The 15,897-nt window shown below is 70.7% G+C and carries 14 protein-coding genes; 3 read left to right on the plus strand and 11 right to left on the minus strand.

Translation table 11 applies throughout. From position 1 onward, the window contains the following. A partial coding sequence (locus V6M46_RS02795; protein WP_332662243.1) for an NADH-quinone oxidoreductase subunit A occupies nucleotides 1–356 on the minus strand: 356 nt, incomplete at its 3' end. A gap of 149 nt (nucleotides 357–505) precedes the next feature. After that, the gene (locus tag V6M46_RS02800; RefSeq protein ID WP_332662244.1) at nucleotides 506–1,198 is read right to left on the minus strand and encodes a demethylmenaquinone methyltransferase; all 693 of its coding nucleotides are present in this window, start codon (nucleotides 1,196–1,198) and stop codon (nucleotides 506–508) included. Nucleotides 1,199–1,231: 33 nt separating this feature from the next. Here V6M46_RS02800 and V6M46_RS02805 point away from each other — a divergent pair, with 33 nt between their 5' ends. Further along, nucleotides 1,232–2,488 (plus strand): isochorismate synthase, encoded by a 1,257-nt coding sequence (locus tag V6M46_RS02805; RefSeq protein ID WP_332662245.1) that lies wholly within the window; start codon nucleotides 1,232–1,234, stop codon nucleotides 2,486–2,488. Here V6M46_RS02805 and V6M46_RS02810 read toward each other — a convergent pair. Next, nucleotides 2,485–3,258, minus strand: a complete 774-nt coding sequence (locus V6M46_RS02810; RefSeq protein WP_332662246.1) for a helix-turn-helix domain-containing protein — start codon at nucleotides 3,256–3,258, stop codon at nucleotides 2,485–2,487. The two genes, V6M46_RS02805 and V6M46_RS02810, sit on opposite strands and share 4 nt — an antisense overlap. An 86-nt stretch (nucleotides 3,259–3,344) precedes the next feature. Here V6M46_RS02810 and V6M46_RS02815 point away from each other — a divergent pair, with 86 nt between their 5' ends. Beyond that, nucleotides 3,345–3,758, plus strand: coding sequence for a hypothetical protein (locus V6M46_RS02815; RefSeq protein ID WP_332662247.1), 414 nt, complete (start codon nucleotides 3,345–3,347; stop codon nucleotides 3,756–3,758). 116 nt (nucleotides 3,759–3,874) lie between these two features. Here V6M46_RS02815 and V6M46_RS02820 read toward each other — a convergent pair whose 3' ends face one another. The 6 genes from V6M46_RS02820 to V6M46_RS02845 all read right to left on the minus strand — a co-directional run bounded on the left by V6M46_RS02820 (nucleotide 3,875) and on the right by V6M46_RS02845 (nucleotide 13,709). Then, nucleotides 3,875–4,633, minus strand: coding sequence for an SGNH/GDSL hydrolase family protein (locus tag V6M46_RS02820; RefSeq protein WP_332662248.1), 759 nt, complete (start codon nucleotides 4,631–4,633; stop codon nucleotides 3,875–3,877). Nucleotides 4,634–4,661: 28 nt separating this feature from the next. Continuing rightward, on the minus strand, nucleotides 4,662–7,592 hold the full coding sequence (locus tag V6M46_RS02825; protein ID WP_332662249.1) for a helix-turn-helix transcriptional regulator: 2,931 nt from the start codon (nucleotides 7,590–7,592) through the stop codon (nucleotides 4,662–4,664). A gap of 446 nt (nucleotides 7,593–8,038) precedes the next feature. Next, on the minus strand, nucleotides 8,039–9,553 hold the full coding sequence (locus tag V6M46_RS02830) for an aldehyde dehydrogenase family protein (RefSeq protein ID WP_332662250.1): 1,515 nt from the start codon (nucleotides 9,551–9,553) through the stop codon (nucleotides 8,039–8,041). Then, nucleotides 9,550–11,133 carry a GMC family oxidoreductase gene (locus V6M46_RS02835; protein WP_332662251.1) on the minus strand — a complete coding sequence of 528 codons (1,584 nt, stop codon included), beginning with the start codon at nucleotides 11,131–11,133 and terminating at the stop codon, nucleotides 9,550–9,552. The genes V6M46_RS02830 and V6M46_RS02835 overlap by 4 nt, the downstream gene beginning before the upstream one ends. Before the next feature lie 66 nt (nucleotides 11,134–11,199). Beyond that, the gene (gene menD / locus V6M46_RS02840; protein ID WP_332662252.1) at nucleotides 11,200–12,768 is read right to left on the minus strand and encodes a 2-succinyl-5-enolpyruvyl-6-hydroxy-3-cyclohexene-1-carboxylate synthase; all 1,569 of its coding nucleotides are present in this window, start codon (nucleotides 12,766–12,768) and stop codon (nucleotides 11,200–11,202) included. Beyond that, complete coding sequence (locus V6M46_RS02845; RefSeq protein WP_332662253.1) at nucleotides 12,765–13,709, minus strand: o-succinylbenzoate synthase; 945 nt, start codon at nucleotides 13,707–13,709, stop codon at nucleotides 12,765–12,767. Before V6M46_RS02845 ends, menD begins: the two co-directional genes overlap by 4 nt. A gap of 37 nt (nucleotides 13,710–13,746) precedes the next feature. Between V6M46_RS02845 and V6M46_RS02850 the strand changes: the two genes are divergently transcribed. Beyond that, a complete protein-coding gene (locus tag V6M46_RS02850) occupies nucleotides 13,747–14,406 on the plus strand; it encodes an SDR family oxidoreductase (protein WP_332662254.1) in 660 nt (219 codons plus the stop codon). Nucleotides 14,407–14,563: 157 nt separating this feature from the next. On the opposite strand, the gene V6M46_RS02855 is transcribed toward V6M46_RS02850, so the two are convergent. Both V6M46_RS02855 and V6M46_RS02860 read right to left on the minus strand, forming a co-directional pair. Next, nucleotides 14,564–15,610, minus strand: coding sequence for an AMP-binding protein (locus V6M46_RS02855; RefSeq protein WP_332662255.1), 1,047 nt, complete (start codon nucleotides 15,608–15,610; stop codon nucleotides 14,564–14,566). Nucleotides 15,611–15,688: 78 nt separating this feature from the next. Continuing rightward, nucleotides 15,689–15,897, minus strand: a 209-nt coding sequence (locus tag V6M46_RS02860; protein WP_332662256.1) for a hypothetical protein, incomplete at its 5' end; no start/stop codon positions are given.

The raw sequence follows: 15,897 nt of genomic DNA on the forward strand, positions 1-15,897 counted from the left end.
TCCCATTCGAGGCCTCCACGGCGCCAGACGTACGCATAGGCGATGAACACGGTCACCATGAAGATGAACATCTCGATCAGCCCGAACCAGCCGAGCGCGTCGAATGCGACGGCGAACGGGAACAGGAAGATGATCTCGATGTCGAACACGATGAACAGCATCGCGATGATGAAGTAGCGGATCGAGACCTTGCCGCCGCCCTCGGGCAGCGGGCTCGGCTCGATGCCCGACTCGTAGCGGTCGAGCTTGGCGCGGTTGTAGCGCTTGGGCCCGGTCAGTGGGGCGATCGCGACGCTGCCGATGGCAAATGCGGCCGCAATGGCTCCCAGCACGATGATCGGCGTGTAAGCCGTCACGGCACCTCCCAGGCTTCAACCGACAGAGCAAGAGCTGTGTGTGTTCGTGCGCTTGTGAATTGCTTCACAACGTGATCACGGTCTCACGATACGCCCGTCGGCCGGGGCTTGTAACTGAGGTCACACTAACCTCGGCCCGCAGGCGGGCGTCACGGCCGGAACGAATGGTGCAGCGCGACGATGCCGCCGGAGAGGTTGTGCCACTCGACCTTGCCCCAGCCCGCCTCGACCATCCGCAGGGCGAGGCCCTTCTGGTCGGGCCACTCGCGGATCGACTCCGCCAGGTAGACGTACGACTCGGGGTTGGACGAGACCTTGCGGGCGATCGTCGGCAGCGCGCGCATGAGGTAGTTGCTGTAGATCGCGTCGAACGGTCCCCAGGTCGGCGTGCTGAACTCGCAGACCACGATGCGGCCGCCCGGCTTGGTGACCCGCAACAGCTCTCGCAGGCCCGCGATGGGGTCGTGGATGTTGCGGAGTCCGAACGAGATCGTGACGGCGTCGAACGTCTCGTCGCCGAACGGCAGCAACATCCCGTCGCCCGCCGTGAAGGCCAGCCCCGGACGTTCGCGCTTGCCGACGTCGAGCATGCCGATCGAGAAGTCGCACGGCACGACCGTCGCGCCCGCGTCGGCGAACGGCTGGCTCGACGTGCCGGTGCCGGCGGCCAGGTCGAGGATCTTCTCGCCGGGCTGCGGGGCGACGAGATCGACGACCCGCTTGCGCCAGCGGCGATCCTGCCCGAGTGACAGCACGTCGTTGGTCAGGTCGTACTTCTCGGCGACACCGTCGAACATCTTCGCGACGTCGTGGGGTTCCTTGTCCAGACCGGCTCGGCTCACCTTCCCACCCTGCCACGGGTAGGCTCATTGACTGTGAGCAACCCTGCTGTCGATGTCGCGGTGGCCCCACTCCTGGTCCGCTCCTTGCCGCTGGACGACCCCGGTGCGCTCCTCGCGCTCCTCCCCCCGACCGACGGTTTCGCGTGGGTCCACGGGGGTGACGGGCTCGTCGGGTGGGGCCGCGCCGCCGAGTTCACCACGGCCGGGCCGGAGCGGTTCACCGACGCGTCGGAGTGGTGGCGCGAGCTGTCGTCGCACGCCGTCGTACGCGATGACGTCGATGTGCCCGGGTCGGGCCTTGTCGCATTCGGCTCCTTCACGTTCACCGACGACGCCGAGGGCAGCACGCTCGTGGTCCCCGAGGTCGTCGTGGGGCGCCGCGACGGCGTCGCCTGGATCACGGTCGTCGGCCTCGGCATCAGCGCGACACCGGATCTCACCGCCTCGACCCCCGCGGAGCCGATCGGCACGACGTTCGCCGACGGCCCGGTCGACAGCGTCACGTGGCAGGGCCTGGTCGGCGAGGCGGTCCGCCGGATCGAAGGAGGCGGGCTCGACAAGGTCGTGCTCGCCCGCGACCTCGTGGCGACGCTCGACGAGCCGCTCGACGTACGCGCACCGCTGGCCCGGCTCGCCGCGGACTACCCCAGCTGCTGGACGTTCCACGTCGACGGCTTCTTCGGGTCGACGCCCGAGATGCTCGTACGCCTCGAGCGCGGGCTCGTCACGTCGCGCGTGCTGGCCGGCACCATCAGGCGTACGGGAGACGACGCGCACGACCTTGCGCTCGCCGGCTCCCTGGCCCGGTCGAGCAAGGACCTCGAGGAGCACGAGTACGCCGTCCGGTCGGTCGCCGAGGCGCTCGCCCCGCACTGCACCAGCATGAATGTGCCGGAGACGCCGTTCGTGCTGCACCTGCCCAACGTCATGCACCTCGCGACGGACGTCACCGGCGTCATGCGGGATGACACCAGTGCCCTCAGTCTGGCCGCATCCCTGCACCCCTCGGCGGCCGTGGGTGGCACGCCGACCGCCGAGGCCGTGCGGCTGATCGCCGAGATCGAGCTGCTCGACCGCGGACGTTACGCCGGACCGGTCGGCTGGATCGGCGCGTCGGGCGACGGCGAGTGGGGCATCGGCCTGCGATCCGCGCAGATCGAGGACGACGGATCGGTCGTGCGCCTGTTCGCCGGCTGCGGCATCGTCGCGGACTCGGTGCCGGCCGACGAGCTCGCCGAGTCGAACGCCAAGCTCATCCCGGTGCGCGACGCGTTGACGCCGCAGGACTAGTTCAGCAGGACCCTGGCAGTCGCGTCGTCGGCGGGCAGGAACGCCTCGATGCTGAGCTCGGCGGCCGTCAGGTCCAGCGCCGTGCCGAACGTCGTCACGGTGCTGATGAACGACAGCGGCCCGTCCGGCGAGTCGAGCACCATCGGCACCGCCACGCCTCCGTCGTCGATGCCGGGCTGCATGCCACCTGGGTAGTCGATGAGCTCTTCGTGCAACGTGCGCAGCACCTCCGACCCGCTCGCCGCCGCCTCCCGCGCCAGCCGGCCGAGGACGTGGAACCGCCACTCCGCGAGGTTGCGGATCCGTGGCGCCAGACCCTCGGGGTGCAGGCTGATGCGCAGCGCATTCGGCGACTCCAGCAGGTGCGGCGCGACGTTCTCCAGGATCGGCGCAACTCCGGCGTTGGCCATGACCATGTTCCAGCCGCGGTCGACGACCAGGCACGGGTAGGGCTCGTACGCCGTGAGGACCCGGTCGAGCCCGGCCCGGATCGCCGAGAGCTCAGGATCGTCGAGCGGGCGCTCGGGGAACGCCGGGGCGAAGCCGGCGGCGATGAGGAGCTGGTTCTGCTCGCGCTTCGGCACCTCGAGGGTCGCCGCGAGCTGCAGGACCATGGCTCGGCTGGGCCGTGACCGCCCGGTCTCGACGAAGCTCAGGTGGCGCGACGAGATGCCGGCCTCGATCGAGAGATCGAGCTGGCTGAAGTGGCGGCGCCGGCGCCAGTCACGCAGCAGCGCGCCGACGGGCGAGGTCGTGGCGGTGGTCGTCATGCCGCCACTCTTCCGGATCGATCGGTGCGTAGCCATGACCTCGCGGGTAATTGCGGCGCCTACCTGGGCTGCGCAGACTCGGCGGCATGAACTCGACAACAGCTGACACCACCACTGCCACCACGGGCCTGGTCTCCCTCAAGACCGCGCTCCTGATCGACGCCGCGATCACCGGCGCGAACGCGCTCGCATACCTCGCCGGCGCTGCGGTCCTCGACTCACTGCTCGGGCCGTCGCCGGCCCACTTCCTCGCGCTCGGCGCATTCCTCGCCGTTTCGGCCGTGATCCTCGCGGTGACCGGCACCCGCCGGCCTGTCCCCCGGGCCTGGGCGACGTTCGCCGCCGAGGTCAACATCGTGTGGGCCATCGCATCGGTCGCGGTCGTCGCGTTCGGCTGGTTGGACCTCACGACGACCGGCAACGTCTGGACACTGCTGCAGGCCGGCATCGTCGCGGTGTTCGCGGCGCTGCAGCTCACGGCGCTGCGCCGTACGCCCTGACCCCTCTGGAGCGGTGACTTGGCGTCCACCCGACACCCTCGCGTGGACGCCAACTCACCGCCCACTCAAGACCGTGGACGCCAACTCACCGCTCACCCAGGACCGTGGACGCCAAGTCACCGCTCGACGGGGGCGAGGGTCGGCCAGCGCGGGCTGAGGTTGTCGCCGGACGAGACGCCGGTGAGGCGCCGCTTGACCCACGGTGCGGCGTGGGCCTTGGCCCATTCGAGGTGGGCGGTCCGCCGCTCCCTCGCGGTGAGCAGCGGCACGGGTGGCAGCTCCGGCATCGTCAGGGCGTGCTCGATGCCGAGCGCATCCAGCACCGCGATGGCCATGCGCTGGTGACCCAGGCTCGACATGTGCATGCGGTCCACGTCCCACAGCCGGTCGTCCCGGTAGTCACGCAGTCGCCAGAAGTCGACCAGGGTCGCTCCGTGCTTCTCGGCGACCTGGCGTACGAGCTCGTTGTAGATCGCGAAACGCCCGCGCAGCGCCCCGAACACCGGCGAGCCACCGGGGTCGTACGCCGTGAACATCAGCAGGTGAGCCCCGGCGTCCACGACTCGGCCGAGCGCCTGGTCGTACGCCGCAACGAGTCGGTCGATGTCGACCCGCGGGCGCAGCACGTCATTGGCGCCGGCGTAGATGCTGACCAGGTCCGGCTTCATCTCCAGGGCCGGCTCGATCTGGTCGGCGAGGATCGGGAGCAGCTGCCGGCCGCGGATCGCGAGGTTGGCGTAACCGAAGTCGTCGCCGGCCAGTACCTCCGCGACCCGGTCGGCCCAGCCGCGCACGCCGTTGGGCAGTGACGCGTCGTTGTCGCCGACGCCTTCGGTGAACGAGTCGCCGAGCGCGACGTAGCGGTGAAATGGCACGACGTCAGGCTATCGACTCACGCCGGCGTCACTCGTCGAGGAGCCCCCGACGGCGTGCGATGGCGGCAGCCTCGGTGCGCCCCGAGGCCCCCAGCTTGGCCAGAATGTTGGAGACGTGGACCGACACGGTCTTGGTGCTGATGAACAGCCTGGTCGCGATCTCGCCGTTGCTGCGCCCGGCGCTGACCTGCTCGAGCACCTCGCGCTCACGCGGCGTCAGCTCGACCTCGGACCTGGCCGGCCGGCGAGTGAGCCCACCGAGCTCGGTGAGCAGCGGCCGGGCGCCGAGCCGCTCGGCGGTGGCCCGCGCCTCGCCGAGAAGCCGCTTGCCCTCGGCCTCTGCCCCGGACGTCAGGAGCACGGCGGCCAGTCGAGTCGCCGAGCGCGCGGTCTCGTAGGGGTCGTCCATGCCGATGAAGGCCTCGTACGCGCGTCGCCACAGGTCGGCCAGCTCGTCGACCGTGGGGACATCGACGCCGCACAGCCAGCGGAGCCGCGCGTGCTCGGCGTGCACGCGTATGTGCCAGGCGACGCCTTCAGGACCCATGGGAACCGTGGCCTCAGCGACCCGGTCGACGAAGTCCATCAGCTCGGCGGCCTGCTCCAGCAGCGGCGTCTGCTCGGCGCGGCCGAGGGAGGGCACGGCCGAGGCGTACTGGCCGATCAGCAGCGCGGCCAACCGGATGGCCCCGGGGAACAGCGGCTCGTCCCAGGCCCGGAACTCCAGCTCGACCAGGTCGTCCCACGCGCGCCGGGCCGCCGACAGGTCACCGGCGAGGCCATGGAGCTCGATCAGGCCGGACGTGGCGTGCACCGAGGCGGCGACCTCGTGACGCCACAGCGACCGCATCGAGAGGGTGCGCTCGACCTCCTCGACGTTGCCACGACCGGCATGGACCATGAGCGCGATCGCGGCAAGGGAGGCATCAGGGATGGCGGGCGCATCGGGGCCGACGTCACGCAACGCGAGGGCCTCGTCCCACCTGCCCCGCATGTAGCAGATGAGCGCGGAGAAGAACCGGCCGTCGAACCCGTAAGGCCCCCAGGCCCAACCCGTCTCGGCGGCCCGGTCCATGCCCCGGCGGAACGCGCCCTCGGCCTCGTCGAGCTCGCCGGCGTTGTAGTGGACGAACGCGAGCTGGTGCAACCCGCGCAGCTCACCCAGCACGTGGCCGTCGGCACGGGAGACCTCGACGAGCTCGAGGAATCCGCGCTTGGCCTTCTCGGGGTCGTCGCCCGTGCGCACCATGACCCTCGTCAGTGTCGCCTTGGCGTCGGCGATGACGTCGGCCGCACCGATCTGCTCGGCGATCGACAGGGCTCGCTCGCCCCACTCGATCGCGTCGTCGTGCCGATTGCGGTTGGACGCCATCCGCGCCCGCAGCGCCGCGACCTCGGCACGCAGCTCGGTCGGCTCGTCGGGCACGACCTTGGTTGCCTCGAGACTGGCCTGCTCCGCGTCGCTGTCGAGGTTGGCGTAGTAGGCCGTGTCGCCGATCGCCACGAGCAGCCGCCCACGGTCTTCGGCAGGCGCGTCGGACGGGAGCTGGTTGAGGTGATCACGCAGCAGCTCGACGGCGCGCAGCAACCGGCCGGACGTGACCAGCGCCGATGCCGCGTCGATCACGAGCTTCACCAGGTCGAGACCGTCCGGCGCGGCCTCGACCAGCGTCAGAGCCTGCTCGTAGTGCTGGGCGGCCTCGTCGTAGCCCGAGAGCCGTTGGGCGTCCTCGGCCGCCTGGATGCTGGCCAGGAAGGCGGTCTCGCGCTCCCCCGCACCGAGGGCGTGCAGCGCGATCTCGGCGGCGGGGCCGCGGCGGCTGCCGGAGGTGAGAGCGTCGAGGTAGGCCGCGTGGATGCGCCGCCGCTCGCCCGGCAGCAGGTCGTCACGGACGGCCTCGGCCAGCAGGGCGTGGCGGAACCAGTAGGAGTCGTCGCCCATGCGGGTCAGCACCTTGTGGTCGATCGCCGAGCGGAGCGCCTCGTCGAGCTCGTCCTCCGGGAGGCCCACGACCTTGGTCAGGACCGCGTAGTCGTGGCGGGCGTCGGAGCAGGCCGCGGCGCGTACGAGCCGCCGGGCGTGGTCGTCGAGGCGCTCGAGACGCATCAGCAGCAGGTCGGCGAGGGTCTCGGGCAGGGCTCGGTCGACGTTGGCGAGCCCGGCGTCGAGCAGCTCCTCGGCGAAGAACGCGTTGCCGGCGGCACGGCGTACGACCGCCAGGAGACTGTCGTTGTCGAGCGCGTCGGCGCCGTGGGCACGGATCAGGTCGACGACGTCGGTGTCGTCGAGAGGCTCGAGCTCGAGGCGGCGTACGCCCGGGAGGCGGACCCACTCCGACAGCGCCTGGCGCAGCGGGTGGCGCCGGTGGAGGTCGTCGGCGCGATAGCTGACGACGACGTGCACGGGTCCGTGGAATCCGTGGGACAGCACGAAGCGGATGAGGTGCCGGGTCGACGCGTCGGCCCAGTGGGCGTCCTCGATCACCAGGAGGAGCGGCTGGTCGGTGGCCAGCGAGTCGAGTCCGGCGACGACGGAGGCGAACAGCTCGGCTCGTTCGACACCGTCGCCGGGTGCCTGCGACGGCCATGGCAGGAGTGGTCCGAGGGCGGGGAAGCGGCTGGCCAGCTCGTCGCGCTCGGCTTCGTCGAGGGAGGCGAATGCCTCGGAGAACGGCTGGTAGGGCGGCGCGCTGTCGCCGAGGTCGAGACAGTGCCCGGCCAGGACGCGGTGACCGGCAGCCCGCGCCCGGGCGCCCAGCTCGCGCAACAGGCGGGTCTTGCCGATGCCGGCGTCGCCGCCGATCAGCACGACGTCGCGGGCGGTGGGATCGGTGACCCCGGCGGCCTCGAGCAGCTGCTCGAGCTCGCGGACACGTCCGATGAGGGGTGTCGCGGGCGTACGGTCGTGGGCCATGTCGTCCATGATGCCGGAGCCGACCGACAGGGGGACGACGGTCATACGTGTGCTGTCCGCCCGACCGTCAGGCTGACGAGTCGGACGACCAGGCCACGCCGGGGCCTGCGCGTGGGCCGCGCCGCGAATCCCACCCGGTCTCGCCGGTGGCGGGCGATCTCGGACATCGCTTCCGCCGCGGCGTGGTGGCGGCTCAACTCGACGGGGACGAAGTGTTCTGGACTCAGGATCATGAGTTCAGCGTCGTCGTATGAGGTAGAACCCTGCATCGGACGAGTTACCTAGATTCTGGGCGTGAGTACCTCAGATTGGTTGCGCTGGGTGCACGCAACCATTGGCCGAGCGGAGCTGGGGGTCCCCCCACGAGCGCAGCGAGTAGGGGGCGGCAGGCGCCCGGGCGAAGCCCGGCAGCGGCGACGAAGGAGCCGCTGGAGCGGCTGGGGGCGCCTCCCACGAGCTCTGCGAGTAGGGGGAGGGACGAGCCGCGCGCCCTACTTCAGCGTCTTCTTTCCTCCGTGCATCACGGTGATGAGCTTGATCGCCTTGTTGTCGGTCTTGGCGTCCCGCGCGAACGACGTCAGCATCATGAGCGGCCGCATGCGCTGGCGGGTGATCGCCTTGGCATACGTGAACTCCTTGAGGCCGTCGGGGCCGTGGATGCGGCCGAACCCGGACTGCCCGACACCGCCGAACGGCAGGCCGGGGACCGCGGCGAACGCGATGACGGAGTTGACCGACGTCATGCCCGAGCGGACGCGGCGCGCGATGTCGACGCCGTGCTTCTTGGAGAACACCGATCCGGCGAGCCCGTACGACGTCGCGTTGGTCAGCTCGATGGCCTCGTCCATGCTCGCGACCGGGTTGATCGCCAGCGTGGGGCCGAACGTCTCCTCGGTGATCTCCGTGGAGTCCTCGGGAACGTGCGTCAGGATCGTCGGCTGCACGAACCGCTCGCCGACCGCGTCCGGGCCGCCCATCACGACCGTGGCGCCCTTGGCGATCGCGTCGTCGATGTGGCTCTTGATGACCCCGATCTGCGACGGCATCGTGATGGGGCCCAGCTTGGCGTCCGGATCGTCAGCGGCGCGCAGGCCCTTGGCCTGCTCGGTGATCTCCGCGACGAACGCGTCGAAGACCTTCTCGTGGACGTACACCCGCTCGGTGCCGATGCAGGTCTGGCCGGCGTTGGACATCCCGCCCCACAGCGCGGCCTCGGCGGCCTTGGTGATGTCGGCGTCCTCGTCGACGATCAGCGAGTCCTTGCCGCCGGCCTCGATCAGGACCGGTGTGAGGTTCTCGGCGCACGCGGCCATGACCTTCTTGCCGGTCGGCCCCGATCCGGTGAACGCCAGCTTGTCGATGTCGGCGGTGCAGAGTGCGGCACCGGTCTCACCGAGGCCGGTGACAACCTGGAAGACGGGGCGACCGTGGACGACCTCGGTGAACGTGTCGGCGAGCCACTGGCCGATGCCCGGCGTGTACTCGCTGGGCTTGAACACGACGGGGTTGCCGGCCGCGAGGGCGTACGCGATCGAGCCCATCGGGGTGAAGACGGGGTAGTTCCACGGGCCGATGACTCCGACGACGCCGAGCGGGTGGTACTCGACGGTGGCGGCCTGGTTGGCCATGAGCAGGCCCGCCGAGACCTTCTGCGGGCCGAGGACCTTCTTGGCGTGCTTGGCGGCCCACGCGATGTGGTCGATCGCGATGATGATCTCGAGCTGGGCGTCGCCGTGCGGCTTGCCGTTCTCGCGGTGCGACAGCTCGGCGAGCTGCGCGATGCGACGCGTGATGACGCTGCGCCAGGTCAGGAGGTAGTCGCCGCGCTCGTCGAAGCTCAGCGCACCCCACCAGGCGGCTGCCTCCCGGGCGCGCGCCACGGCGGCGTCGACCTCGGCCTTGCCGGCGATGGGGTGGACGCCGACGACGTCGCCGTTCGCGGGGTTGAGCGACTCGAAGGTCGCCGTCGTGCCGCTCTCGACGGTTGGCTGCAGCGTTGCGGTCATCGTGACTCCTTGATGAGGTCGGCGGCCTTCTCGCCGACCATGATGGCGGGTGCGTTGGTGTTGCCACGGGGTACGCGCGGCATGACGGATGCGTCGGCGACCCGCAGGCCCTCGACGCCGTGGACCTTGAGCTCGGGGTCGACGACGCTGCCCTCGATCGTGCCCATCGCGCAGGTCGCGACCGGGTGGTAGACCGTCTGCCCCAGCCGGCTGATCGTGGCGATGAAGTCGTCCGTCGTGGGGTTGAGCGTCGCGGGTTCCCACGGCTCGGCGATGTGCTTGGCGAGCGGTCCCTGCGTGACGACCTCGAACAGCCGGCGGAAGCCCGCGAGCATCGCGTCCAGGTCGGCACCGTCGTCGTAGTAGTTCGGCTCGATCTCGGGGTGCCACGTCGGGTCGGCCGAACGCAGCTTGATGTGGCCCTTGCTCTCCACGCGTACGAGCGTCGACGCGACCGTCAGCCCTCGGCGTACGGGCTCGTGCAGGCCGTTGTCGTAGAAGCCGGCCGGCAGCATGTGGAACTGCAGGTCGGGAGCCGTGAGGTCGTCGCGGGACGTGAAGAAGCCGCCGGCCTCAGCGACGTTGGAGCTCAGCGGTCCGCGACCGGCCTTCTGCGCCTTGAGCAGGTTGGACAGCGTGAGGAACTCGGCGAGATCGGTCGTGTCCTTGGTGTAGAACAGGGCGCCCGAGATGGGGTGGTCCTGCAGGTTCTGGCCGACTCCCGGCAGGTCGACGCGTACGTCGATGCCGTGCTCGCGCAGGTGCGCGCCGGGGCCGATGCCGGACAGCATCAGCATCTGGGGGCTGGCGATCGCTCCTGCGGACAGCACGATCTCGGCCCTGGCGCGCGCCGTGTGGGTGACTCCCCCGCGCCGGTACGTCACGCCGGTCGCGCGGGTGCCCTCGAGCTCGATGCGGGCGACGAACGCCTCGGTCAGGACGGTCAGGTTGGGGCGCTTGGCGGCGGGGTGGATGTAGGCATCCGCGACCGACCAGCGGCGACCCTTCTTGCAGGTCACCTGGTAGAGCCCAGCGCCCACCTGCTCCGCGCCGTTGAAGTCGTCGTTGCGCTTGAGGCCCGCCGACACCGCCGACTCGACGAACGCGTGGCTCAGCTCGTGGGTGTAGCGGCGGTCCTCGACGTGCAGCGGACCGTCGGTGCCGTGGAACTCGTCGTGCAGCCGGGTGTTGCCCTCGGCCTTCTTGAAGTAGGGCAGGACGTCGTCATAACCCCAGCCGGTCGCGCCGTAGGCGTCACGCCACTCGTCATAGTCCGCGCGGTTGCCGCGGATGTAGATCATGGCGTTCATCGACGAGCAGCCGCCGAGCGCCTTCATGCGCGGCCAGTCGGCTCGCCGGCCGCCGAGCTGCTTCTGCGGCGTCGTCTGGTAGCCCCAGTCCCACTTGGTCTTGAACAGCGCCGAGAAGCCCGCCGGCAGGTGGATCATGTCGTCGTCATCGTCCGGTCCCGCCTCGAGGAGCAGGACGGACACGGAGGGGTCTTCGCTCAAGCGCGCGGCGACGACGCCGCCCGCACTGCCCGATCCGATGACGATGTAGTCGTAGCTGTCGTCGCCCATGACTCCCTTTCAGCGGCCGTGACGTGCACTCAACCTACTGTGGGTATGTCAATGACACAACCACTGTCAGGGTTGCAGCGCGGCCCTGACTGCAGCGCCGATCCGGGCCGTCAGGTCACGGCGGCCGGCTCGGTCGACCGGCACCTCGAGGACGCGGATACCGGCCACGTCTTCCTCGAGTGCCGCCGCGAGATCGGCGGGTTCGACCCGGCGGTGCTGGATGCCGTACGCCCCGCAGAGGGCCGCGATGTCGGCCCCGGTCGGCGTGGCATAGACCCGCTCGAACGTCGCGGCATACTCCGGAGCGCCCTGCTCGAGCGTCGAGAAGATGCTGCCGCCGTCGTCGTTGGCCACGACGATCGTGAGGTCCGGTCGGGGCTCGCCGGGACCGATCAGCAGGCCGTTGCTGCCGTGCAGGAACGTGAGGTCGCCGACGTACGCGATCGAGCGGCTGGACGTACGCGCGAGCGCTGCGCCGATCGCGCTCGACAGCGTGCCGTCGATGCCGGCCAGGCCGCGGTTGGCGATGATCAGTCGCCGCTCGCCGACCGTGTAGGGGCGGGCGACGAGGTCGAGGTCGCGGATCGGGTTGGAGGAGCCGATGAACAGCAACCCCTCGGGCGGCACGGCGGCATTGATCGTGCGGGCGACGTCGTACGGCGTGGTGCCGTCGAGCAAGGCGTCTATCGCCGCGGTGGCTTTGGCGTCGGCATCGTGCCAGGCGGCGAGCCACGCGGGGTCGTCCTCTCCCGCGTGGTCGACCGCCTCGGCGAACCGCACGTTCTGGCCGGCCGGGATCGGGAAGGTCTCCTGCGTGCCGACGTGGACGATCTCGATGTCGGTGCGCGACAGCAGCTGGGTGACCGGGCGGGAGATGGTCGCGTGACCGAAGCTCACGACTCGTTCGATCTGCTCGGCGAGCGGCGAGTGGGCCAGCAGCATCCGGTATGCCACGAGGGCCTCGCCGTTGCGGGAGCCGGAGCTCGGCTCGGCGAGCAGAGGCCAACCGGCGTCGCGGGCAAGTATGCGTGCGGGCTGCTTCGCGTCGTCCCCGGCAACCACGACGGTCCTTGGGCCTGGTTCGAGGATGATCGCGCGCCTTGTCCCTCCGTCCTCATACGTCGCAGGACGACCAGCCTCGATCGGCTCGCTGACAGGCTCCACGAGTGGTTCATCGAGTTCGAGGTTGAGGTGACCCGGCCGGTCCCGGCCCATGAAGGTGATCAGGTCGTCCGGATCGTCCAGGAAGCGCACCCCCGGGAAGATCTGCTGCTGGTCCGTCGTCTGGTTGGCCCCGGTTCCCCTGAGCCTCGAAGGACGATCGGCCGTGATCGCGATCAGGGGGACGCGGGCGTGCAGCGCCTCGAGCATTGCGGGGTGCAGGTTTGCGACCGCCGTTCCGGACGTCGTCACGACCGGCACCGGCTTGCGAGAAGCCTTCGCCAGGCCAAGCGCGAGAAATCCCGCTTCGCGCTCGTCGACACGCACGTGCAGCCGGATCAACCGTTGCTGGTCCGCGGCCGCCAAGGCCAGTGCGAGCGGGCCGGACCGCGAGCCCGGTGACAGCACGGCTTCCCGGACACCGAACTGGTGCAGGCTGCGGACCAGCTCCCGAGCCGTGGTCGTGGCGCTCATGCCAGCACCGCGCGTACGGCCGACAGCCGCGCTTGCCAGCGGGCGTCGGTCTCGCCGTCGGCGGCCACCGCGTCGTACGCCGTGGGGTCGAGCACCTGGCGGCCGACGGGGAGGAAACCGCCGACCGGGACCAGTGGCTCGGCGACGACATCCCCGGCGAGCAGCGACGTCGTGGCGAGGCCGCAGGCGTACGGCAGCTCGGGCAGGGCACCGGCGAGGGCCAGTCCGGCGGCGAGGCCGATCGACGTCTCGACGGCGCTGGAGACCACGACCGGCAGGCCGATCTGCTCGGCGATGCGCAGGCACGCGTGCACCCCGCCGAGCGGCGCGACCTTGAGCACCGCGATGTCGGCCGCCTCGAGCTCCACGACGCGGAACGGGTCGTCGGCCCGGCGGATCGACTCGTCGGCGGCGATCGGGACGCCGACCTTGCGGCGTACGGCGGCGAGTTCCTCGACCGTCGCGCACGGCTGTTCGACGTACTCCAGGCCGTGCGCGGCGATGTTGAGGGCCGCGATCGCGCTGACCGCCTCGTCGACGGTCCAGCCGCCGTTGGCGTCGACGCGGACCTGGCCGTGCGGTCCGATCGCGTCGCGCACCGCCTCGACGCGCTCGACGTCGTCGGCGCGGGTCTGGCCCCGCTCGGCGACCTTGACCTTGGCGGTCGCACAGCCGCTGCTGCGCACGATGCTCGCTGCCTGCTCGGGGTCGACAGCGGGGACGGTGCAGTTGACCGCGACCTGCGAGCGTACGGGCGTCGGCCACTCGCGCTCCGCGGAGTCGAGCGCCGCGGCGAGCCACGGCGCGCTCTCGCGGGCGTCGTAGTCGAGGAACGGGCTGAACTCCGCCCAGCCGGCCGAACCCTCGACGAGCATTCCCTCACGCCGGTCGATGCCGCGGAACCGGGTGGGCATCGCGATGGCGTACGTACGGAACTGCACGACTGGCAACTTACCGCGCCCTCCGTAGCGTGGAGGCATGACTCGAATCGCCATCGTGGGAGGCCACGGCAAGATCGCCCGTCTCCTGATCCCGCTGCTCGTCGACGCCGGGCACCAGCCCAAGGCGCTCGTACGCAACCCCGACTACTCCGCCGAGCTCGAGGCGCTGGGTGCCGAGGTCGGCATGCTCGACATCGAGCAGGACGGCGCCGAGGCGTTCGCGGAAGCGTTCACGGGTGCTGACGCTGTGGTGTTCGCCGCGGGTGGCGGGCCGGACGGCAACATCGAGCGCAAGCGGACGGTCGACCTCGGCGGATCACTCAAGTCGATCGAGGGCGCCCTGGCGGCCGGCGTCACACGTTTCGTGCAGATCTCGGCGATCGCGGTCGACGAGCCTCTGGGCGACGACGCGGGCGACGTCTGGAAGGCGTACGTCGAGGCCAAGCGCGATGCCGACAGGGCGCTGCGCGACAGCGAGCTGGACTGGACCATCATCCGGCCCGGCGGGCTGACCGACGAGGAGCCGACGGGCCTGGTCGAGCTGGCCGAGAAGGTCGAGCGTGGGCAGATCCCGCGCGCTGACGTCGCGGCGGTGATCCTCGCGGCGCTCGACGAGCCCGCCACGATCAACCGGCAGTGGGAGCTCATCAGCGGCGACACCCCGATCGACGACGCCATCGCGGGCGCGGTGAGCTGAGGCGCGCATCGGACCTGGAGCGGTGACTTGGCGTCCACCGCCCATCCGGAGCGGTGACTTGGCGTCCACTCGGGCGCCTGACGTGGACGCAGACTCACCGCTCCAGCGGCTGACGTGGACGCAGACTCACCGCCCCGCGGAGGACGTGGACGCAGACTCACCGCCCAGCGGAGGCCCGCAGCGCCTCACGGTCGAGCTTGCCGCCGGGGAGCAGGGGCAGCGTGTCGAGCAGGACGACCTCGCGCGGCGCCCAGGTCCGGGGCAGCCCGGCCTCCTCGACGCCGTCGCGCAGCTCGTCGAGCCGCAGGCCGTCGAGGCACACCGCGTCGTCGGGCACGAGGTACGCCACGACCCGTGACCCCCACTCCTCGTCGGGCACGCCGAGCGCCACCGCGTCGCGTACGCCCTCGTAGGTCCGCAGCGCGGCCGTCACCGCCGCCAGGGACACGTTGACGCCGCCGCTGATGACGACATCGTCGATCCGGCCTGTGACGTGCAGCCGGCCGTCCTCGTCGACCGACCCGAGATCTGCCGTGGCGAACCAGCCGTCGTGCAGCACCCGGGCGGTCGCCTGCGGGTCGGCATAACCGTCGAACAGCACCGACCCGGCGAGATGCACCTGCCCGGCGTCGTCGACCCGCACCCGCACACCGTCGAGCGGCAGCCCGTCGTAGACGCAGCCCCCGCAGGTCTCGCTCATCCCGTACGTCCGCACGACCCGCACGCCGGCTGACCGCAGGGCCTTGAGCAGGTCCGCCGGCACGGCCGCGCCGCCGATCAGCAACGCATCGAGTCCGGCGAGCACGCCGACCTCGCCCGACTCGACGAGCCGGTGCGCCTGCGTCGGCACGAGCGAGGCGTAGCGCCGCGAGCCAGGGATCGCCGCGATCGCATCGCCCAACGACGCGTGCTCGTCGGAGTACGCAGGCTCGAGACCCGCGACCGCCGAACGTACGAGCACCTGCAGGCCACCCACGCCGGTCACCGGCATGGCCTGCAGCCAGCCCCCCGGGCCACCGAGCCGGTCAAGGCTTGCCTGCGCCGAGACCAGCACCGCACGGCGTGACAGCACGACGTCCTTGGGCTCGCCGGTGCTGCCGGACGTACGGACGACGATCGGCTCACCGCCGTCGCGGACCCACGCCTCGACGAGCGCGAACACCTCGCGCGGCGAGCCCTCGACCGGTCGGAGGCTAGCGGTCATGCCGGCACCTCCACCACAAACCCACCATACGGAGGCGACGGCACGAGCCCTGTCTCCTGATTCGCTCGCTGCGCTCGCTCATTCCGGCTCACCGGGCTCCGCCGGGGCGTCGAGGGGGCGCTTGACGTACGTCCACGGGAACCACATCGTGCCGATGCGCTCCCAGCCCTTGGCCTCGAGGTCCTTGGCCTTGCGGCTTCCGATCACGGCTCGCTTGTGCTCCCACTGGACGGGTGACTTCTGGACGTCGTGGAACAACGGGCCGTAGCCGATCGAGTGCCACCCGT

Origin of the sequence: Aeromicrobium sp. (assembly GCF_036676885.1) — a bacterium.
GTDB lineage: Bacteria > Actinomycetota > Actinomycetes > Propionibacteriales > Nocardioidaceae > Aeromicrobium.